Genomic DNA, 21,854 nt, shown 5'->3' on the forward strand with positions numbered 1-21,854 from the left:
CGCGGGTCGAGGCCCGCGCCTTTTTTGTTGCGTCGAGAAGTTCGTGTGCCCGGATCAGGCCGCAAGGTCAAAACGGTCGGCGTTCATCACCTTGGTCCAGGCGGCGACGAAATCCCTGACGAACTTCTGCCCCGCGTCGGCCGATCCGTAGACCTCGGCAAGCGCACGCAACTGTGCGTGCGAGCCGAAGATCAGGTCCGCGCGGGTGCCGGTCCACTTGACCGCCCTGGTCTTGCGGTCGCGTGCTTCGTAGACTTCATCGGAGCCGGCGGCCGGATCCCAGACCGTGTTCATGGAGAGCAGGTTGACGAAGAAATCGTTGGTCAAGGTGCCCGGCCTGTCGGTGAACACCCCGTGCTTCGATTGGCCGGAGTTGGCGCCGAGCACCCGTAAGCCGCCGACGAGCACCGTCATCTCCGGCGCCGTCAAGGTCAGCAACTGCGCCCGGTCGACCAGCATCGCTTCGACCGACATCGGCGGCTTGCCCCTGACAAAATTGCGGAAGCCATCGACTTTCGGCTCGAGCGCGGCGAAGGATTGGACATCCGTCTGTTCCTGCGAGGCGTCCATGCGGCCCGGCGTGAACGGCACCTTGACGTCATGGCCGCCGTCTTTGGCTGCCTTCTCGACCGCGGCGACGCCGCCGAGAACGATGAGGTCGGCAAGCGAGACCTTCTTGCCGCCGGACTGCGAAGCATTGAACTCCTTCTGGATGCCTTCAAGCTTTTCTAGCACCTTGGCCAGCTGCGCCGGCTGGTTGACCTCCCAATCCTTCTGCGGCGCCAGGCGGATGCGGGCGCCGTTGGCGCCGCCGCGCTTGTCGGAGCCGCGGAAAGTCGAGGCCGAGGCCCAGGCGGTCGAGACCAGTTCGGACACGGACAGGCCGGAGGCCAGGATCTTCGCCTTCAGCGAGGCGATATCCTGCTCGTTGACCAGCTCGTGGTCGACTGCCGGTATCGGATCCTGCCAGATCAGCTCTTCCTTCGGCACGAGCGGGCCGAGATAGCGGACGGCCGGACCCATGTCGCGGTGGGTCAGCTTGAACCAGGCGCGGGCAAACGCGTCCGCGAGCTGATCCGGATTCTGATGGAACCGCCGCGAGATCTTCTCGTAGGCCGGGTCGACGCGCAGCGCGAGGTCGGTGGTCAGCATCGCCGGCGCGCGGCGCTTCGACGGATCGTGCGCGTCCGGCACGGTGCCTGCACCGGCGCCGCCCTTCGGCGTCCACTGATGGGCGCCGGCCGGGCTCTTGGTCAGCTCCCATTCGTAGTTGAACAGATTGTCGAAGAAGTTGTTGCTCCATTTCGTCGGCGTCGTGGTCCAGGTCACCTCGAGGCCCGAGGTGATGGCGTCGCCGGCAATGCCGGTGGCATATTTGCTCGACCAGCCGAGGCCCTGCGCCTCGATGCCGGCGCCTTCCGGCTCCGCCCCGACCAGCGATGCATCGCCAGCGCCGTGGGTCTTGCCGAAGGTGTGGCCGCCGGCGATCAGCGCCACGGTTTCCTCGTCGTTCATGGCCATGCGCGCGAAGGTTTCGCGGATGTCGCGTGCCGCGGCCAATGGATCGGGCGTGCCGTTCGGCCCTTCCGGGTTGACGTAGATCAGCCCCATCTGCACGGCGCCGAGATGGCCGTGAAGTTCGCGGTCGCCGGAATAGCGCTCGTCGGCGAGCCACTTGGTTTCCGACCCCCAGTCGACGTCCTGCTCGGGCTCCCAGACATCGGCGCGGCCGCCGGCGAAGCCGAACGTCTTGAAGCCCATCGATTCCAGCGCGACGTTGCCGGCGAGGATCAACAGGTCGGCCCAGGAGATTTTCCTGCCGTATTTCTGCTTGATCGGCCACAGCAGCCGGCGCGCCTTGTCGAGATTGGCGTTGTCCGGCCAGCTGTTGAGCGGCGCGAAACGCTGCTGGCCGGCGCCGGCGCCGCCACGGCCATCGCCGATACGATAGGTGCCGGCGCTGTGCCAGGCCATGCGGATGAAGAGCGGGCCGTAATGGCCGAAATCGGCCGGCCACCAATCCTGCGAATCGGTCATCACCTGGTGCAGATCCCTGATCACCGCATCGAGATCGAGGCTCTTGAATTCCTTGGCATAGTCGAAGTCCTCGTCCATCGGGTCCGAGAGGTTCGACTGCTGGTGGAGGACACCGAGGTCAAGCTGGTTCGGCCACCAGTCACGGTTGCTCCTCCTGGCCGATCCATGTGGGACCGGGCATTTGCCGGCGCTGTTGTCGTCGGTTTTCGCGTCCATCTTTGCCTCCGATTTTGTTGATTTTCTGCGATTTGTTGATTTTCCGGGCTGGGCCAGCGGCCGCGCCATTCTGGAATGGTTCCAGACTAGCCTGCCCGGCCGATAAAGACAAATTGCCTTTGCTGTTTATTCTGATAGGTTTTCCTTATGATCGGCTTGACCGTCCGGCAGATGCATTATTTCGAAGCGCTGGCGCAGACGCTGCATTTCGGCCGCGCGGCAAAACTCGCCGGCGTCAGCCAGCCGGCGCTGTCATCGCAGATCGCCGAGATGGAGCTGCGGCTCAATTGCCGGTTGTTCGAGCGCGGCGGCAAGGCGGTGCGGATGACCGACGAGGCGCAGGTCCTGCTGCCGCGCATCGAGCGCATTCTTGCCGACGTGCGCGACGTCGAGGCCACCGCCCGGCGCGGCCGCCCGGCGCTGGAGGGCCGCTTCCGGCTCGGCATCATCCCGACGGTGGCGCCCTATCTGCTGCCGCATGTGCTGCCGGAGCTGAAACGGCATTTCCCGGCCTTGCAGCTCGAATTGCGCGAGGCGGTGACCGCGTCGCTGGTCGAGGACACCAGTTCGGGAAAGCTCGACGCCTTCGTCGCCGCGCTGCCGCTCGATTACCCAGGCCTGGTCACCGAGGAACTTTTCTCCGACCGGTTCTTCCTGGCCGTGCCGGCCGGCGACCCCGCCTTCGCCTCACCGCCGGTGCCGCCGGAAAGCCCGGCGCTGGAGCGGCTGATGCTGCTGGAGGAAGGCCATTGCCTGCGCGAACAGGCGCTCGCCGTCTGCGGCAGCGTGCGTCCGGTGGCGATGGCAAGCTACGGCGCGACCAGCCTGACGACGCTCTTACAGATGGTGGCGCATGGGCTCGGCGTCACGCTTATCCCGGAAATGGCGGCCGGGCCGGCCAGCACTCTCCCCGATTTGAAGATCGTGCCGTTCCAGGAACCAATGCCGCAACGCACGATCTGCCTCGCCTGGCGGCGCAACAAGGTGCGCCACGACGAATGCGTGGAACTGGCGAAGATCATTCGCAGGTTGGATGCGGCGGTGCTGGCGGCTTGAGCGGCGGATGTTGGGTCGGTTAGCCCCGAAGCGGACCCGCAAGCCAAGCCCCTTCGAATGGAACGGCTTCAATCCTTGCTCCAGGCTGCGAGCAAGCCGCCATGCGGCTCCACACCAAGGTCCGGCACGATGAATGTATCGAGCCGGCGAACATCATCCGCGGGTTGGAGGCGGCGGTACTGGCTGGGTGAGGTACGCCGTACCATCCAGCGGAAGTTTGGTGTTGACCCGAAGTCGACCTTCGCAGACCTGAATGGCTGCTTTGCGCCGCATCACAGCCGTTGGGTAGGGAAGATGGTCATCCCGAAAGCCGAAAGTTCCGTTTGTTCGAATGATGACAACCAAGGAAATAGGAAACAGCCTTTGCGCGCTATTCCCGTGCTTTGGCGTTGCCGAGGGTGCTTCACCAGCATTGATCTTTTTGATGCGGCATCCAGGGCGCCGCGGCGTGCAGTAAGTGGAGAATACAATAGCGGTGAGGGCCGCGATCGGTGAGGTTCAGTGATGAATCATGCGCAGAGTACCAAGTCAAAATGTCTCCGCTGTGACTTCACCTTTATTAAACGACGGCCCTTGATTTTACTTCACGAGATACGCGGCATGAGGTGCAACGCCACGCCATCCCTCATTCCGTTATGCTTCGTTCTGCTGTTGGCATCTCCGGCAAATGGTCAGTTGGCGCCCGAAGCGTCAGCGGTTGCCACAGCTAACGACAGCTCGTCGGTCGTGGTTACCAAACACACCGAGGTCGGCAAAGAACCGGGCAAGCCACAACCGAACGCGCTCGGATCCCATAAATCTAGAGAGCTGGTGCTCAGCGAAACACAGGCACTCAAGAAGGGCGCGCAAACGCCGCTCGGCCAGCATGAGGAGGCTTTACGCCGCGAATTGGCCGCAGCACGAGCGGAGCTAGACGTTATGCAGCGCGGCGCACGTGAGCTAAGCGCCCAGGCACACGTACTGGCAGACACGGTGGCTCAGCAAGCACAAGCCCTAAATGAGCAGCAGCGAACAGACGAAGCGCTCGCGCTCGATCTGGAGACGGCGCAGCGCGTTATCGAAAGCTACAGGGCCGAAGCCAGTCTCTGGAACAGCGAGAAGGCTGCCGCGCTTGGAGCGCACCCCTCTATGGAAGCCTCTCAGCTTGCTGCGAAGCAAACGCTTGATGACGAGCGGCACAAGGTTGAGCTCTTGGAACAAGAACTTACCACGGCTCGCCAAACTATCGATGCTCTTAAGAAAGGCGTAAATCTGGCAGCCGTCGAGCAGGCGAACGCCATAAGGGACCGACAGGTGGCCGAGGCCGCTCTAAAGCAGGCTCGAGAAACACTCGAACGGGGACGCGAACGAGCAGATTCAGCTGTACGTGACCTCGATATTGTTCGCCAGGAACGCGATGCTTTAAAGCAGAACTCGGTAGAATTGAGTGCCGCGCTGGACCAAGAGCGTGAAAGGGATATCGGTCTAGCCCGCAGCCTCAGTGCAGCGCGTGAGGCAATTGATATTGTCAAGGGTAAGCGTCGCAGTGCGGCTGTGGAGCGCGCGCCGAAAGCACGTACCCCCGCACTTGCAAGTAGGTTATCGCGTTCGGGCGCCCAACCAGCCCGTAAACCGGGCTTGCCGGAAAAACAGAAAGTGAAGGTCCAAAAGCCGCCGCAAACTGCTCTGCTGGCAACCATACCTCTTCCTGCAGCATTGCTTCCAACACGGCCATCAAAAAGCTCGAGCCGCGCCAGTGAAGACTAGGGAGCGAAATGGATGCCGCAGGGAGACGACAATGAAGAAGTATGTCGCAGCCGCGTTGACAATCGGGATCACAATTGGACCTGCCTCAGCTCTTGAAGCAGGTGTGGGCGGTGGGGCGGGCGGTGTCGGGGTCGGTGCTGGAGTGAGCGCCGGTTCGCAAGGCGTATCTGTGGGGGCGGGCACGAGCGTCGACGGCGTAGGCGGGGCAAATGTTGGAGCTTCGGTCGGTGCGGATGACGGATCAGTCGACGCAGGCGTTAGTGCCAGCGGCAACGTTGGTGATACAAGCACAAGTGCCACTGTGGGCGACGATCCGTCCGCCGAAAACGAAGCGGCTACCGCACCCGACAGTTCGACTGCAGTGACAGCCCCTTCCTCTGCCAAGACCGCTGGGCAATCAATCGTCCTGCCACCCGTCCTCAGGCCTTCCAAAGCCGGTGACGGTGACTCCACCAAGGGATATCCCTTTGTATCTCCGGGACCACTGACAGCGAAACCCGGTACGCCGATTGTGATCGTGCGAGCCTGCCGCGCGGCGATCATGGCCGCTGCGATGCCGCTTGGGGCCGTCCGTGTCCACGCGGCAAGCGCAGGCGCGTTGGATCAACGTCGGGGTGCACTCACGGCGCCGATCGAGGTGCGAATAGACTATGCAAGAAAAGGCGGCATCGAAGTCCGGCAGGCGCAAGTCAGTTGTCGTCTCGATGCATCGGGCAGGGTCACTGCAATAATATAGCGCCAAGCCTGATTTGCCAGCCTGCGCACACCGACAGCGGCACGATCCGCTTTTCCATCTACAAGGCGGCCTCCTTCGGCGGTGGCGCCGGAGGTGTTGGTCAAAGGTTCGGTTTGAGCCCCGAAGCCAACCCGCAGCCCCTTCGAAAGGGACGACTTCAGTCCCTTTCCCAGGCGGCGAGCAATGGGCCTTTGCTCCCATAGACAGGGTCCTTGCGCGGGCGGCCTATCCTGGGGATCGTCACCACCGCCCTGGCATGATCGGCGGCGGTCGTGCACAGGTCATAGGTGCCGGAAGGAGGATAGGCGCCGACGACCAGAAAATCGTCGGACGCGGAAAGACGCTGGTGCCCGGTGCCGGCCGGAAGCACCGCGACGTCGCCGGCCTTCAGCGACAGCGTTCGCCCCTTGCTGCCGCCAAAGCGGACCTTGGCCGTGCCGCGCGCAACGCCCAGCACCTCGTGTATCCGCGAATGGTAGTGGACGTAGTCGTAGATGCCATTGCGCCAACTATCGCCCCAGCCATTTGCGTCGAAAAGCGCCTCCATGACCGCCGCCGGATCGAATTCCTCGGGCAGCTTGACGGCGCCGCGATAGACGACAAGCGGCCAGGACGGATGATTGGGCACGAGGCCATCATCCCCAAAACGAAATTCGTTCGGTTTGCGCGGTCTGACCAGATCGGCGACCTCTCGCCTGCCCGGCCTGGCGACACCGGTGACCTGCTCGACGGCTTTCTTGGTGGTTTGCAGGATGCTCATGGGGTGACCTTGGGTATGGGGCGAGCTTCATGCGGATTAACCGGTTGCGTGGCGGTCAGTTCCGTTGACGGCAGAGATCTGCGATCTGCGCCACGGCGGCTCCGCAACAAGATCCGGCAAATCCTGAATGGCTGCTTTGCGCCGCATGGCAGTCATTCCTGCGGTCCCGTCCATTCAACAAAAGCGGACATCGCCAATGGACAGGCCACAGGCAGCTATGCGCCCGACATTTTGCCTCGAACGACGGGAGTAGATCCTAAGCAGACCATCCGACCAATGGCTCGGAGCTATCTTCCTTTGGCCTAACCGCTCTATGTTGAGACAGCGTGCCTGGTCGGCAGTAGTGTCAGACTGGAGGGAGGAGCATCACATGAGTGAGACCCGCAAAATTGCAGCGATCCTGGTCTCGGATGCGGTCGGCTACAGCCGGCTAGCCGGCGCGGATGAGGATCGCATCTTGGCACGGCTGCGGGCGCTGCGCAGCGATCTCATCGACCCCACCATCGCCGTTCATCGTGGCCGCGTCGTCAAGCGCACAGGCGACGGGAGCCTTGTCGAGTTCAGCAGCGTTGTGGAAGCAGTGCGCTGCGCGCTGGAAGTGCAGAACGCCATGCTTGAGCGCAATGCCGGGGTGCCGGATGATCGCCGCATCGAGTTCCGGATCGGCATTCACTTGGGCGACGTCGTGCAAGAACGCGATGGCGACCTGATGGGCGATGGCGTCAATATCGCCGCGCGCCTAGAAGGAATCTGCGAACCTGGCAATATCTGTCTTTCCGAGCAAGCCTATTGGCAGGTTAAATCAAGGCTCGATATCGCGATCAACGATCGCGGTGCGGTTCAGCTCAAGAACATCGCCGAGCCGGTCCGGGTTTATTCGCTACAGGTCGGCATTCCCGCGAAGGCCAGACCCGCGGCATCGGCGGAGGCCCTCGTGCCGGACAAGCCTTCGCCGCAGCTCGCGCTGCCCGACATGCCTTCGATTGCCGTGCTGCCCTTTGTCAACATGAGTGGCGACGCCGAACAGGAGTTCTTCACTGACGGGCTGACGGAGGACATCATTACCGATCTGTCGAATGTGCCCGGCTTCTTCGTCATCGCCCGCAACTCCACCTTTGCCTACAAAGGCAAGCCCACCGACGTCCGTCAGATCGCTCGCGATCTGGGCGTCAAATATCTCCTCGAGGGCAGCGCGAGGCGGTCCGTCAAGCGTTTGCGCGTCAATGTGCAGCTGATCAACGCGGCCGAAGGCGGCAATCATGTGTGGGCCGAGCGCTTCGACCGCGAAATTGTCGACATCTTTGAAGTTCAGGACGAGGTCACGCGCCGCGTTGTTGAAGCGATCTCCGGCAAGATTGGTGCGAAGAATATTTCTGCCCGTTCTAGGCCATCAAATCTAGAAGCCTATGACCTTTGTGTTAGGTCACGGGAGAAATGGACCATGTCCAGATCAGACAACAGCGACGCGCGTTCAGCTTTGGAACGCGCCGTTTCGCTTGAACCAAACTATTGTGAAGCGCACAGCAATCTTGCCCTTGTGCTGTTATTTGGCTGGGTTGATTGGGGAGAACCACAGATACCCGATCGCGCAAATGCTCTGATGCACGCGCAACGAGCCATGGAAATCGATCCCGGCGATTCCAACGTTCGCAGGATCCTGGGCTGCGTTCAGCTTTTTGAGCGCAATTGGGATGAAGCAAAATTCCAATTCGATGCTGCCATACGGATAAATCCCAACAATGCAGATGCGGTAGCATGGATTGGGGAGCTTCAAATCTACTTGGGCAAGCCGCAAGCGGCGCTGACAGCTTGTGAAGAGGCGTTCCGATTAAATCCTCGTCCACCTGGTTGGTACTTCTGGATCGTGGGAATGGCGCAGATTTCCACCGGTCACTACGAAGAAGCTGTTGCGACCTTGAGCCTGGAGGAAACATATGGGACCGGTTCAAGGGTGAACCTGATTGCCGCGCTTGCTCTTGCCGGCCGCTTGCCTGAGGCACAGGAGGAAGCCCGCCTATTTCTTACGGGCAATCCAGGTTGGACGATCGGTGAACTGACAGCGAACTTGCCCTTTAGGAGCATGAGTGCTGCGCAGCCCTTTGTCGATGGCTGGCGTCTGGCGGGCTTGCCAGACTAGGCGGCACGGCAAGGGGGCCGTTTCCAAAGGCAATGGCGTAAGCTAACTACGGCTCCAGCAGTGTCGACAAGCCAATGGCCCTTTCTAGATAGCGCAAACATGCTGGCGCGCTGTTTCGACATCGCATAACTTGTTGCCAGTTTCCTTGGCTGGTCGCATGGGATCGCGCTGCACGATGGGTAAGAACACTTGGACCGCAGAGCAGGATCGGCTGCCTTGATGCCGATGCGGAATTCAATGGGCCTGTCGGACGGCACTTCTGCGTTACGCTCGTGCATCTTGTGCTGGATTTCGACGGCGCAGGCCCCCGCATTTAGCACGCTCGGGAACTCGACCAGTAAGCCGTCGCCGGTCAGCTTGACTATCCTGCCCTGATGCTCAGCGATCTTGGCGTACACCAGTTCGTGGCGATGCGCCTTGAAAGTCGACAGGGTCCGCTCTCGTCGAGATCCATGAGCCTGGAGTAGCCGACCACATCGGCCGCGAGATGGCGGCAAGGCTAGGCTGACAGCGTTCTTGGCCATTGGCAATGTGCTGACGAGCAAGGAAATCGTGCGGATTGTATGGGCCCTCAGGCGTGGTGTCTATCGCGCCCCTTGGCTGTTATTGGGTTAGCTTAAGACCTTGGTCGCGCCACGCCGAACGTCCGCTCTCTTTTTTCGGACGCCATAAGCCGACCTTCCGAATTCGGCCCCCATGCTGCCGGGCGGCAATGCGCCCGAATGCGGACCTTTGTATCCTTCGCAAGAGCGGTCATTCAATGGCGCGACGCGTAACTGCTACTCGCCCATTGCTTGGGAAAATACCCCCACCTGTCCTTAAGAAAGAACCGCACTAGTTTAGGCGATGGGACGCGCGCTGCAATTTTTGCTGGGCCGTCGTTGAGAAGTATTGTCGGACGTGGGCTTGAAAAGCCAACACCTTCGGGAGGAACCGATGACCAAAGCAAGTATCCAGACCAATATGAGGTCGCGCCGCAAGTTCCTTGGCGAGGCGGCCGTGGCAGCTGCGGCGATCGTTGCTGCGCCAAGCGTCGTCAAGGCGCAAGGGCCGGTCAGCATGCGCTGGCAGAGCACATGGCCTTCCAAGGATATCTTTCACGAATTCGCGCTTGATTTCGCCAAGAAAGTCAACGACATGACGGGCGGCGACCTCAAGATCGAGGTGCTGCCGGCGGGCGCCGTGGTGCCTGCGTTCGGCCTGCTTGACGCGGTGTCGCAAGGAACGCTTGATGGCGGCCACGGCGTGCTCGTCTACCACTACGGAAAGCAGACGGCTCTAGCGCTCTGGGGATCCGGCCCGGGCTTTGCCATGGACGCCAACATGCTGCTGGCCTGGCACAAATACGGTGGCGGGAAGGAGCTCCTTGCAAAGCTCTATGATTCCATAGGCGCCAATGTGGTTTCCTTCCCCTATGGACCGATGCCGACACAGCCGCTCGGCTGGTTCAAGAAACCGGTTTCCAAGGTCGAAGACATCCAAGGCCTCAAGTTCCGTACCGTTGGCATCTCGATTGACGTCTTCACCGGCCTGGGTGCGGCCGTCAACGCGCTACCTGGCGGTGAAATCGTTGCGGCATTGGATCGCGGCCTGCTCGACGCGGCCGAGTTCAACAACGCCTCGTCCGATCGGGTGCTTGGTTTTCCGGACGTGTCCAAGGTCTGCATGCTGCAGAGCTATCACCAGAATGCGGAGCAGTTCGAGGTCCTGTTCAACAAGGCGAAATACGACGCCCTGCCCGATCAGATGAAGGCAATCATCACCAATGCGGTCGAGGCAGCCTCGCAGGACATGGCCTGGAAGGCGATCGACCGTTATTCGAAAGACTATTTGGAGATGCAGACGCAGGACAAGGTCAAATTCTACAAGACACCGGAAGCAATCCTCAAGCGACAGCTGGAGGTCTATGACGAGGTCGTGAAGAAGAAGGCGGCTGAAAACCCGCTGTTCAGGGAGGTTCTTGAGTCGCAGATCGCCTTTGCCCGGCGGACAACACAATGGGAACAGGACGTAGTCGTCAGCCGCCGCCTGGCCTTCGATCATTACTTCGGACGTGGCGGGGCAGCAAAGAATATCTGAAGCACAGTTTGAGCCGGCAAGGCACCATCGGGGCCATGACCGAACGGTGCCTTGCCTTCTTACCGACACTCACTCTGGCCAACACTCTGGCCATCCGGCTGCCTCGCATGAACGTCCAGCAGTTCCTGAATACAGTCGATGCAATCAGCGCGTGGGTCGGCAAGGCCGCGGCGTGGCTGATCATCGGGCTGATGACGCTGGTCTGCGCCGAGGTCTTCAAGCGCTACATCCTGAACATGCCCACGGCGTGGATATTCGACGCCAGCAACATGTTGTACGGCTCGCTGTTCATGCTCGCCGGAGCCTATGCGCTGGCGCAGAATGCCCATGTGCGCGGCGACTTTCTCTACAGCTCGATGCGACCCCGGATCCAAGCCGCGCTCGATCTTTTGCTGTACGTGGTTTTCTTCCTGCCGGGGATCGCGGCCCTCGTCTATGCAGGCTACGACTATGCCGCGATTTCATGGCGGATCGGGGAGCATTCGACCGTGACAGCGGAGGGTCCGCCGATCTACCAATTCAAATCGGTCATTCCGCTGGCCGGCGCCCTGGTGATGCTCCAGGGCGTGGCCGAGATCGTGCGCTGCATCGTCTGTCTCAGGACTGGGCAATGGCCCAGCCGGCGCAAGGACGTTGCAGAGATCGACGTCGTGGAGGGACAGCTCGCGCTCAGCGAATATGTGGATGAAGGGACGCGCAAGACCGCCATCGAGCGCGCACAAAAGATAGACGAGGAAGCACGCCAGCGCGGAATGGGTGGAGACCTGCAGAGTTGAGCGATCCAGCCCTCGGACTCACGATGCTCATGCTCATCGTGGTCGTCATCGTCATGGGTTTCCCGACAGCCTTCACGCTGATGGGCCTTGGCATGTTTTTCGGGTTCTATGCGTTCTACAACCCGGCGGAGCACTGGATCGACAACCGCGTCTTCGATCTGATGGTCGAGCGCACTTATGGGGCAATGACCAATGACGTCCTGATCTCCATCCCGCTTTTCGTGCTCATGGGATATGTGATGGAACGCGGGGCGCTGGTCGACAAGATGTTCTACAGCATCCAGCTTTCGTTCCGACGGGTACCGGCGTCGCTGGCCATTGCTACGCTTATCGTCTGCACCTTCTGGGGCATCGCCAGTGGCCTCGTCGGCGCCGTTGTGGTCCTGATGGGGGTGATTGCCTTCAATCCGATGCTGCGCGCCGGATACGATGTGAAGCTCGCTTCCGGCGTGATCACCGCGGGCGGCACGCTGGGCATCCTGATCCCGCCCTCGGTCATGATCATCGTCTATGCGGCGGTTGCAGGCCAGTCCATCGTGAAGCTCTATGCCGCGGCGATGTTCCCCGGTTTTTTCCTCGCTTTCCTTTATCTCGTCTACATTCTTGGCTGGGCGATAATCAATCCGAAGATCGCCCCGCCTTTGCCGGAGGATCAAACAAGGGTTCCGGTGCCGGCGTGGATGCGAAGCTTTCAGACAGTTTACTCGCGCAACATGCTTGTTGGACTTCTTTCCGCATTGTTCTCGCCGTCCAAGGCGACGGCGCTCGAGACGGAGAGCGGACGCCTCACATATTGGAAGCTGTTCAAGAATTTCTGCGCTGCGCTGGTGCCCTTCGCCTTGATAGTACTCACCCTCTTGCTGGTGTGGTGGTATGTCGTCATCTATCCGCAAGCATCGGCCGACGTCGAAGCTCCAGCCGGATTGGAGCAGCTCGGTGCTCCGGCGGTGGAGGAACTCGGCGCACCCGCGGTGGATGCAGGGCCGGCAACCAGCTTCTACGTCACCTTCGGCATCATCGCGGCACTCGCCGCGGTGGTGCTCGTCCGCTACTACCGGAACATGACCGCCGAACGGCTCGAGATCCTGAAGCTCCTGGTCTCGTCGGTCATGCCGCTGGGCATACTTACCGTCGTCGTGCTCGGCGTCATCCTATTCGGAATCACGACGGCGACCGAGTCCGCGGCAGTCGGCGCCGCTGGTGCCTTTCTGCTGGCGTTCCAGGCCCGAACGCTCGACTGGAAGCGCATCAAGGAAGCAGTGTTCCTGACGGCGAAGACCACAGCCATGGTTTGCTGGCTCTTTGTCGGCTCGGCGCTGTTCTCCGCCGTTTTTGCGATCCTCGGCGGCCAGGCACTTCTCGAGCAATGGGTGCTGTCGCTCGACTTGTCGCCCGTGCAGTTCATGATCCTGTCTCAAGCGATCATATTCATTCTCGGTTGGCCGCTCGAATGGACCGAAATCATCATCATCTTCGTGCCGATCTTCCTGCCGATGTTGAAGCACTTCAACATCGACCCGATCCTCTGGGGGGTTCTCGTCTTCGTGAATTTGCAAGCGGCGTTCTTGTCACCCCCGGTAGCGATGTCGGCGTTCTATCTCAAGGGCGTTTCCCCACCGCACGTCACCCTCAACCAGATATTCGCAGGCATGATGCCTTACATGCTGATCGTCATCCTCTGCATGATCCTCATGTATATCTGGCCCGGCATGGCGCTCTGGCTTCCGAACTATCTTTACGGCGGCTGAGAAAGACTCGGTTCTCGGACGCCTTCCGCGACAGCGCGTTTTCGGCCGCTTTGACCCACGGGATGTCCTTTTGAACGCCAAAGCAGGATCTCGGAGATACAGGTGATCGGAAGGTCTACTTTCGGGCTACAATCGGCGCGAGCGAATGACGGGTCACAGTTCACGTCGACGCACGCAGGGCATGAAGGTCCGCTTCTGGCCTTCCGAGCCTCGAAGCCGCAAGTCCGCTTTCGGCCCTATTGAGACGTTCAAGCAGTTTTCCTACCTATTCGCACCCAGCACTCTCACGGCACAAAAATCAAAAACACATACGTGCAAAACACCACCAGATGCACCAGCCCGGTCAGGAACGTCGTTCTCTCCGTACTAAAGCTCACATTGCAGATAAAAAGCGCCAGAACCAACAGCACCGTGTCGGTCGCCGGCAGCCCCAAGGTCAGCCCTCTTCCGGTCAGCAGGCTGGCGGCGGCGATGCCCGGTATTGTCAGGCCGATCGTGGCGCAGGCCGAACCCATCGCGACGTTCAGGCCGCGCTGCAGCTCGTTGCTGAGGGCGGCGCGAACCGCCGAAATCGCTTCCGGCATCAAGACCAGCCCGGCGATCATTGCGCCGACAATGGCGTCGGCCTGGGGCACCTGGTAGGCGACGAGCGCGTCTTCGACGCTGGCGGCGACCTGCTCGGCCAGCATGACGATGCCGATCAGCCCGATCAGCAGGAGAACAACGCCGGCGGCGATGCTTTCGTGGGCGTCGGTTCGCGCTGCTGCGCCATGCGCTTGTGCGTCGATAAAATCGTCGCGGTGGCGGACAGTCTGCGCGAACAGAAAGCCGGCATAGAGCAGCACCGAAAGGACGCTGACGAAGCCGAGTTGCGCCGCCGAGAACGTGCCGGGATCGGTGGTTTTCGTGTAGGTCGGCAGAATGAGCGTCATGACGCTGAGCGCGACCAGCACCGCCAGATAGGCGCTGGTCCCTTGGCGGACGATCGCCTGCTTGCGATGGCGCCAGCCGCCAAACGTCAGGCACATGCCGACGACGCCGGTGGAGGTGATCATCACTGTCGAGAAGACGGATTCGCGCGCAAGCGTCGGATTGTTCGCGCCGTGCAGCATGATGGAAACGATGATCGACACTTCGATTGCCGTCACGGCGATGGTCAGCACCAATGTGCCGTACGGCTCGCCCACCCGCCTGGCCACCGCTTCGGCGTGGTCGAGCACGACGAAAATGGTGATGAACATGATCGCGCTCGACAGCGCGCCGATGAAGATCCTGGTGCCCAGCGACCCTTCGTCCACGGATACCCCGCTGGCCCTGACAGCGACAGCCATCGCCAGGGCGGCCAACGGCATGCCGTAAGAAACCGCCGATCTTGCGAAACCACTCATTGTCACCTTTTTGCGTTCCACCCGCAGGGAAGCTCGCGCGCTAGCCGGTGTTGGCCTTGACGACCTTCTTGCATTCGGGCGTCAGCTCGCTCATGTGACCGGCCAGGCATTTGACGACGCGGCCACCGCCCGGCAACACGCCCTTGCACAACTTTTGGTAATCTGCCTGGCAGGCCTCACGCTCGGCCGCCGTCTGCGCCAGCGCCGCGGTGGCTGCCAGCTGAGTTGCCAGGAAAAGCACGCTTAACCCAATCCGCATGGAACACCCCCTCAATATGTTGCCCAAACAACGCCTCCGTCACGCGTAGACGCAAGTCTTTCACGCCGTCTTCTGCGTCACCAGTCCCAGTTCATCGATCATCGCCTGGCGCATCAGGAATTTCTGCGGCTTGCCGGTCACCGTCATCGGCAATTCGGTGCGGAAGCGGATGTAGCGCGGGATCTTGAAATGGGCGATCTGGCCGGCGCAGAAGGCCTTGATCTCCTGCTCCGTGGTGATCTGGCCGGGCTTCAGCACGATCCAGGCGCACAGCTCCTCGCCATATTTCGGGTCGGGAATGCCGAACACCTGCACCTCCTTGACCTTGGGGTGGCGATAGAGGAACTCCTCGACCTCGCGCGGATAGACGTTCTCGCCGCCGCGGATGACCATGTCCTTGACCCGGCCGACGATGTTGCAATAGCCCTCGGCATCGATGGTGGCGAGGTCGCCGGTGTGCATCCAGCCGTCGGCGTCGATGGCCTCGCGAGTCTTCTGCTCGTCGTCCCAATAGCCCTTCATCACGGAATAGCCGCGCGTGCAGAGCTCGCCCGGCGCGCCGACCGCGACGGTGGCGCCTTCGGCGTCGATGGCCTTGACCTCGACATGCGGATGGACGCGGCCGATGGTCGAAACGCGCTTTTCCAGGGGATCGTCGACGCTGCTCTGGAACGACACCGGGCTGGTTTCGGTCATGCCATAGGCGATGGTCACCTCGGCCATATGCATCAGCGACACCACCTTTTTCATCACCTCGATCGGGCATGGCGAGCCGGCCATAATGCCGGTGCGCAGGCTGGTGAGATCGAAGGAAGCGAACTCCGGATGGTCGAGCAGGCCGACGAACATGGTCGGCACGCCGTAAAGCGCGGTGCAGCGTTCCGTTGCCACGGCCTTCAGCGTGGCGCCGGCATCGAAACCCTCGCTCGGGAAAACCATGGTCGCGCCCTTGGTGACGCAGCCCATCGTGCCCATCGACATGCCGAAGCAATGGTAGAGCGGCACCGGGATGCACAACAGGTCGTCGACGGTGAGCCGGATTGCCGCGGTGACGAAATTGCCGTTGTTGACGATGTTGTTGTGGGTCAGCGTCGCTCCCTTGGGCGCACCGGTCGTGCCGCTGGTGAACTGGATGTTGATGGCATCGTCCGGTTTCAGCCCGTCGGAGATGCGGTCGAGCCTGTCATGCTCGTCGCGCCCGGCCATCGCCAGCACGTCGGCGAAATTGAACATGCCCGGCGAACTCTCCTCGTCCATGCGGATGACGATCTTCAGCGCCGGCAGTCTGTTGGCTTCGAGCTTGCCGGGCGCAGCCTGTGCGATCTCCGGCGCCAGCGTCTCGACCATGCCGAGATAGTCGGAGCTTTTGAATTTGGCGGCGGTGACCAGCGCCTTGCAGCCGACCCTGTTCAAGGCATATTCCAGTTCGACCAGCCGATAGGCCGGGTTGATGTTGACCAGGATCAGGCCGATGCGGGCTGTGGCGAATTGCGTCACCAACCATTCCCAGCGGTTCGGCGACCAGATGCCGACGCGGTCGCCTTTCTCGAGGCCGAGCACCAGGAAGCCGGCGGCGAGCGCATCGACCGTGTCCGACAGTTCCTCCCAGGTAAAGCGCTTGTCCTGCTCGAGGAAGACGGCGGCATCGAGCGTGCCGTATTTGCCGACCGTATCGGCAAACAGCGCCGGGATGGTCAGGTTGAGCAGCGGGACGCTGCGCTCGCCCGAGACATGCGCCGTGCCGTCGACCGGCGCAATGAACGAGCCACCCTCGCGCTTGCCGCGCAGGCCGGTGGCATTCTTCAACTCGTCGAGATTGATCGGCATCGCCGTGTCCTCCGCAGACGAGCCGAGCCTATCAGCCCGGCGGGGTGGTGGAAATCCCGTCGATGGTGGGCTGGGGTGGGAACTCGCCTGCCCGGGCCGAAAACAAAAAACCCGCCTCGGCGGGCGGGTCTTCGGGGCCAATTGGCACCATAGCGAGATTAATAGCATAGCTGCCGGCACAAAGCAAGAACAAAATTGCTGTGCCTCGGAAAAATCACGTCAGGCGCCAGCGGCCACGCTGCTGATCTCCCTCCTTGAGGGGGAGATGGCCGGCAGGCCAGAGGGGGTCGTCTCGCGTGGAGCACCAGCTTGTTCTGTCGCCCAAGAGAGTCGCGTCAAGACGAACCGACCCCCTCTGTCGCCTACGGCGACATCTCCCCCTCAAGGGGGGAGATTGGCCGCGTCAGCCTGCGTCCACCGACGCCATCCTTGCCGCGACATCTCGCAAAGTCGCCTCGTCGGCCGCAGCGCGCATCTTCCTCGACGCGACGAGGCAGGCCTGCGAGCGCAGGATCACGCCGTCGGCCAGTACTTTGAGATGGTTGGCGCGCAGGGTCGAGCCTGACGTGGTGATGTCGACGACGATGTCGGCCAATCCCGCAGCCGGCGCGCCTTCGGTGGCGCCGAGGCTTTCGACGATGCGGTAGACCTGGATGCCATGCTTTTGCGAAAAGAACTGCTGGGTCAGGCGCCAGTATTTGGTGGCGATCCTGAGCCGCCGGCCGTGGCGCTGGCGAAAATCTGCGGCGACGTCGTCGAGATCGGCCATCGTATCGACGTCGAGCCAGATGTCGGGCACGGCGACGACGACATCGGCATTGCCGAAATCGAGACGGGCGATGATTTCGGCGCGCGCCTCGCAGTCGGCGAGGTTTTCGCGCAGCAGATCCTCGCCGGTGATGCCGAGATCGACCGAGCCCTGGCCGATCTCGCCGGCAATCTCGGAGGCCGACAGGAACGCTATCTCGACGCTGTCCAGGCCATCGATGCGGGCGCGGTATTTGCGCTCGTCGCCGGGCAGGCTGACGGTAAGCCCCGCCTTGGCCAGCACCTCCAGCGCCTGCTCCTTGAGCCGGCCTTTCGACGGCAGCGCCAGCGTGATCATGGCGCCGTCTCCCGCAGCGCCTCGATGCGGTCGAGCCAGACGGAAAAGCCGACGCCGGGGATCGGCGTTTTTGCGCCGAGCAGCGTCAGCAGCCGGTCGTAGCGGCCACCGCCGGCCAGCGGCCGGTCGCCGTCCTGCGCCGCGATCTCGAAGACGAGGCCGGTGTAGTAATCGAGCGGACGGCCGAAGGCGGCGTCGTAGCGGATTTCAGACATCGGCAGGCCGAGGCTTTCGATCGCCGCGGCGCGGGCAGAAAAATTCTCCAGCGCAGCCCCCAGCGAAAGCCCGGCATCGGCCGCGAAAGTTTCTAGCGCCGGGGCGGCGCTATCGAGCGGCACGTCGATCGCCAGAAACCCCTTCAGCGCCGCAAATGCCTCGTTCGACAGCCGCACGCTGCGCAGCTCGGCCTTCTCGATCAGGCGCCGCGCAATCTCGGACGGCGAACGCCCGGCTGTTGCCGACAGGCCGGCCTGTTCCATGCCGCCGGCGATATGCGCCGAAAGAGCTTCCAGATCGCCGTCGAGGACAAGGGCGGCGACCGGGCCGGCGAGCTGGCTGTTGCGCGGCGGATTGGCGAGGTCGGCAAGGGCAGCCTCGAGCATCGGCGCCGAGCCGAAGGCGCGGGCCAGCCGCATGCGCCAGCCGCGCGGCAGGCCAAGCGCTGCCAGCACCGCCTCGAAAATGGTCTGGTCGCCGAGCGTCACCGCCAGCTCCCGGCCGGGCAGCACCAGCGAAAGCAGCGCATGCGCATCGGCCAGCGAGCGCGCGTCGGCGGCGGCCGTGTCGCGGTCGCCGAGGTCCTCGATGCCGGCCTGGAAGAACTCGTTGCCGCCCTCGCGGCGCTGGCGAAACACCTCGCCGAGATAGGAGTAGCGGCGCGGCGTGCCGGCCTGGCTGGCAATGTGGTCGAGGCAGACCGGAATGGTGAATTCCGGCCGCAGGCAAAGCGTCTGCCCGGTCTCGCTTTCGGTGAGAAAAATTCGGCGCCGCAAATCCTCGCCGGCCATGTCGAGGAACGGATCGGCCAGCTGCAGCACAGCGACTTCGACCGCATGAGTGTTGCGCGCGGCGAAGAGCGTCGCGATGTCGGATGCGATGGCGGGATAGCGGGAGGTCATAGGGAAGATGGGCGCGAGGCACCCCCCTCTGGCCTGCCGGCCATCTCCCCCTCAAGGGGGGAGATTGGCAGCTTCGGCCTCGGCGTCTTCTCTCCAACGCTGAAGATTGGCGAAAGCAGGCGCGATATCCAATCTCCCCCCTTGAGGGGGAGATGGCCGGCAGGCCAGAGGGGGGTGCTCACGCGCCACCTTTCGCCCGGTCGGCCGCCTGCGCCGCCAGTATCTTCTTCACCTCGGCGACCAGCTCGCCTTCCGCCACCGTCACCTGCGCCGGTCGTGCGGCGCGCCATTCGGCGTTGTCGGCGATCTCGGCCGACATCTTCGCGCCCTCGATCAGGTCCTTGATCTGCAGCTCGCCCTTGGCGCGCTCGTCGCCGCCCTGGATGATGGCGACCGGGCTGCCGCGGCGGTCGGCATATTTCAGCTGCGCCTTCATGCCGGCGCCGCCGAGATACATTTCCGAGCGGATGCCGGCGGCGCGCAGCTCGGCCACCATCTTCTGGTAGCGGCCGAGGCTTTCCGTGTCCTTGTCCATGGTCAGCACGACGACCGGCGCGATGACATCGGAAGTATCGAGCTTGCCGAGGTTCTTCAGCGCCGTCATCAGGCGGGAGACGCCGATGGAAAAACCGGTCGCCGGCACCGGCTCGCCACGGAAGCGCGAGACCAGACCGTCATAGCGACCGCCGCCGCCAACCGAGCCGAAGCGCACGATCTGCCAGTCCTCGTTGGGGATCTCGGCCAGCAGCTCGGCCTCATAGACCGGGCCGGTGTAATATTCGAGGCCACGCACGACTGAAGGGTCGATGCGGATGCGATCCTCACCGTAGCCGCTTTGTGCGACCATGGTTCTTATCTGCTCCAACTCTGCAAGGCCCTCAACAAACGAGGCGTTCGTGATGCCCAGATGTTCGAGTTTCCTTTCCTCGATAAGATTGCTGAGGCCGGGGTTGATGGATCCCAGTGTCTGGACAATTTTTTCGGGATCGTGCTGCGCCATGACTGTGAAATAGCTGATGACAACGTCGATTTGCGTATTGTCCAGCCCGGCGCCCTTGGTGAAATCACCGCTCTCGTCCTTGCGCCCCGCGCCCAGAAGCAGGCGCACGCCCTCGACGCCAAGCTTGTCCAGCTTGTCGATCGCCCGCAGCACCTGGAGCCGCCGGCCGATATTCTCGTCGCCGCCGAGGCCGATCGCCTCCAGCACGCCGTCGAGCACTTTTCGGTTGTTGACGCGGACGACGTAGTCGCCGCGCTTGATGCCGAGCGCCTCCATCACGTCGGCCATCATCATCGCCATCTCGGCGTCGGCGGCGACGCCCGGCGTGCCGACCGTGTCGGCGTCGAACTGCATGAACTGGCGGAAGCGGCCGGGACCGGGCTTTTCGTTGCGGAACACCCAGCCGGAGCGATAGCTGCGATAGGGTTTCGGCAGGCGCTCGAAATTTTCGGCGACGAAGCGCGCCATCGGCGCGGTCAGGTCGTAGCGCAGCGACAGCCACTGGTCGTCGTCGTCCTGGAACGAGAACACGCCCTCGTTCGGCCGGTCCTGGTCGGGCAAAAATTTGCCGAGCGCATCGGTATATTCGATCAGCGGCTGGTCGACCGGCTCGAAACCGTAAAGCTCGAAGACCGAGCGGATCGTCGCCATCATCTTCTCGACGGCGCGCAGATCGTCGGCGCCGCGGTCGACAAAGCCGCGCGGCAGCCGCGCTTTCATCTTTTCGGATTTGTCGGCCATGGGATGGGTACTTTGCTGGGTAAACGATGACTTATTTCGGGTCGGCGTGTCCTACCGATGCAGCCCGGAGAAGGCAAGGGTTAGCGCTTCTCCCCGCTCCCCCTGCGCGACAGGGCAAGAAAAAGAAGCTGAAACAATTGCGCCACGCGCGCGGCATCGTGCCGACACAATCCGGGCCGATAAGCGCGCCGAAACAAGGGTTCGGGGCCATGGCCACGATACAGAAGTTAGACATCATCGATAGCGGCGCACGCGACGCCTCGGTCCGGCTGCGGCCGGCCGATGGTTATGCGCCGAAGACGAAGCAAATCGCCGGACCGTTCGAGATCGCGGCGCAACAGCGCAGCGGGCCGACCATGCGCGACGTGCTGATGACCGGCCTGCTGGTGATTTATCCGGTGTTCGCCGCGCTGGCGGCCATCCTCGCCGGATTTTTCCTGGCCGGCGCCGGCGGCGCCTGAGCCGCTACTTCGGCCGCTTGAACGCTTTCCGCTCCGCCTCGACCGGCTCGCGGCAGACGCAGCCCTCGAGATGGTCGTTGACCAGCCCCATCGCCTGCATGAAGGCGTAGACGGTGGTCGGGCCGACAAAGCTCCAGCCGCGCTTCTTCAGCTCCTTCGAAATGCGGACCGAAACCGCCGTCGTCGGATTGGCGCGCAGATGGGCGAGGTCGACGATCTCGGGCCGCTCGTCCGGTCCGGGCTCGAACTTCCAGAACCAGGCGGCCAGCGAGCCGGCCTCGTCGATGAGTTCGCGGGCGCGCTTGGCGTTGTTGATGGTCGAGACGATCTTGCCGCGGTGGCGGATGATGCCGGCATTGCCGACCAGGCGCTCGACGTCTTCATCGGTGAAGGCGGCGATCTTGTCGACATCGAAGCCGGCAAACGCCTCGCGGAAATTGTCGCGCTTGCGCAATATGGTCAGCCAGGACAGGCCCGACTGAAAGCCTTCGAGGCAGATCTTTTCGAACAGCCGGCGGTCGTCGGCGACCGGCCGGCCCCATTCGTGATCGTGGTAGTGCAGATAATCCGGCAGGTTGCCGTGCCAGAAGCAGCGGGCGATGCCGTCGGCACCGGCAAGCAGACCTGTCTTTTCGTCCATGGCGGAATTCCGTTCGTGTCTTGG

16 protein-coding genes are annotated in these 21,854 nt (G+C 62.4%); 7 read left to right on the plus strand and 9 right to left on the minus strand.

Features of this window, described 5'->3' with window-relative positions:
- Positions 1-54: 54 nt before the first annotated feature.
- Positions 55-2,253: a catalase/peroxidase HPI gene (gene katG, locus NKH70_RS05340; RefSeq protein WP_353024895.1), complete on the minus strand. Its 2,199-nt coding sequence runs from the start codon at positions 2,251-2,253 to the stop codon at positions 55-57.
- 147 nt (positions 2,254-2,400) lie between these two features.
- Between katG and NKH70_RS05345 the strand changes: the two genes are divergently transcribed.
- Complete coding sequence (locus NKH70_RS05345) at positions 2,401-3,309, plus strand: hydrogen peroxide-inducible genes activator (protein WP_353024897.1); 909 nt, start codon at positions 2,401-2,403, stop codon at positions 3,307-3,309.
- A 504-nt stretch (positions 3,310-3,813) separates the two neighbouring features.
- On the plus strand, positions 3,814-5,055 hold the full coding sequence (locus NKH70_RS05350; protein WP_353024899.1) for a coiled-coil domain-containing protein: 1,242 nt from the start codon (positions 3,814-3,816) through the stop codon (positions 5,053-5,055).
- Between the two features lie 893 nt (positions 5,056-5,948).
- Here NKH70_RS05350 and NKH70_RS05355 read toward each other — a convergent pair.
- Entirely contained in the window at positions 5,949-6,551 is a 603-nt protein-coding gene (locus NKH70_RS05355) for a cupin domain-containing protein (protein WP_352912909.1), read from the minus strand.
- Between the two features lie 370 nt (positions 6,552-6,921).
- Between NKH70_RS05355 and NKH70_RS05360 the strand changes: the two genes are divergently transcribed.
- From NKH70_RS05360 to NKH70_RS05375, 4 genes are all read left to right on the plus strand, one after another.
- The gene (locus tag NKH70_RS05360; RefSeq protein WP_353024901.1) at positions 6,922-8,688 is read left to right on the plus strand and encodes an adenylate/guanylate cyclase domain-containing protein; all 1,767 of its coding nucleotides are present in this window, start codon (positions 6,922-6,924) and stop codon (positions 8,686-8,688) included.
- A gap of 936 nt (positions 8,689-9,624) precedes the next feature.
- Positions 9,625-10,767, plus strand: a complete 1,143-nt coding sequence (locus NKH70_RS05365; RefSeq protein WP_292663629.1) for a TRAP transporter substrate-binding protein — start codon at positions 9,625-9,627, stop codon at positions 10,765-10,767.
- 107 nt (positions 10,768-10,874) lie between these two features.
- Positions 10,875-11,543: a TRAP transporter small permease subunit gene (locus NKH70_RS05370; RefSeq protein ID WP_292663631.1), complete on the plus strand. Its 669-nt coding sequence runs from the start codon at positions 10,875-10,877 to the stop codon at positions 11,541-11,543.
- Positions 11,540-13,291: a TRAP transporter large permease gene (locus NKH70_RS05375; RefSeq protein ID WP_292663634.1), complete on the plus strand. Its 1,752-nt coding sequence runs from the start codon at positions 11,540-11,542 to the stop codon at positions 13,289-13,291. Before NKH70_RS05370 ends, NKH70_RS05375 begins: the two co-directional genes overlap by 4 nt.
- A 284-nt stretch (positions 13,292-13,575) precedes the next feature.
- Here NKH70_RS05375 and NKH70_RS05380 read toward each other — a convergent pair whose 3' ends face one another.
- The 6 genes from NKH70_RS05380 to hisS all read right to left on the minus strand — a co-directional run bounded on the left by NKH70_RS05380 (position 13,576) and on the right by hisS (position 20,729).
- Positions 13,576-14,679, minus strand: coding sequence for a calcium:cation antiporter (locus NKH70_RS05380; RefSeq protein WP_353024903.1), 1,104 nt, complete (start codon positions 14,677-14,679; stop codon positions 13,576-13,578).
- A gap of 40 nt (positions 14,680-14,719) precedes the next feature.
- Positions 14,720-14,938 carry a cysteine rich repeat-containing protein gene (locus NKH70_RS05385; protein WP_353024905.1) on the minus strand — a complete coding sequence of 73 codons (219 nt, stop codon included), beginning with the start codon at positions 14,936-14,938 and terminating at the stop codon, positions 14,720-14,722.
- 60 nt (positions 14,939-14,998) lie between these two features.
- A complete protein-coding gene (locus NKH70_RS05390) occupies positions 14,999-16,765 on the minus strand; it encodes an AMP-binding protein (protein ID WP_353024907.1) in 1,767 nt (588 codons plus the stop codon).
- A gap of 403 nt (positions 16,766-17,168) precedes the next feature.
- Positions 17,169-17,870, minus strand: coding sequence for an ATP phosphoribosyltransferase (gene hisG, locus NKH70_RS05395; protein ID WP_353024909.1), 702 nt, complete (start codon positions 17,868-17,870; stop codon positions 17,169-17,171).
- Positions 17,867-18,988: an ATP phosphoribosyltransferase regulatory subunit gene (locus NKH70_RS05400; RefSeq protein WP_353024910.1), complete on the minus strand. Its 1,122-nt coding sequence runs from the start codon at positions 18,986-18,988 to the stop codon at positions 17,867-17,869. The genes hisG and NKH70_RS05400 overlap by 4 nt, the downstream gene beginning before the upstream one ends.
- 178 nt (positions 18,989-19,166) lie before the next feature.
- Positions 19,167-20,729 (minus strand): histidine--tRNA ligase, encoded by a 1,563-nt coding sequence (gene hisS, locus NKH70_RS05405; RefSeq protein ID WP_353024911.1) that lies wholly within the window; start codon positions 20,727-20,729, stop codon positions 19,167-19,169.
- A gap of 209 nt (positions 20,730-20,938) precedes the next feature.
- Here hisS and NKH70_RS05410 point away from each other — a divergent pair, with 209 nt between their 5' ends.
- Complete coding sequence (locus NKH70_RS05410; protein WP_353024912.1) at positions 20,939-21,190, plus strand: hypothetical protein; 252 nt, start codon at positions 20,939-20,941, stop codon at positions 21,188-21,190.
- Positions 21,191-21,194: 4 nt separating this feature from the next.
- Here NKH70_RS05410 and NKH70_RS05415 read toward each other — a convergent pair whose 3' ends face one another.
- Positions 21,195-21,830, minus strand: a complete 636-nt coding sequence (locus NKH70_RS05415; protein WP_352715425.1) for a DNA-3-methyladenine glycosylase I — start codon at positions 21,828-21,830, stop codon at positions 21,195-21,197.
- Between the last annotated feature and the right edge of the window lie 24 nt (positions 21,831-21,854).

Origin of the sequence: Mesorhizobium sp. M0991 (assembly GCF_040318915.1) — a bacterium.
Classification (GTDB): Bacteria; Pseudomonadota; Alphaproteobacteria; order Rhizobiales; family Rhizobiaceae; genus Mesorhizobium.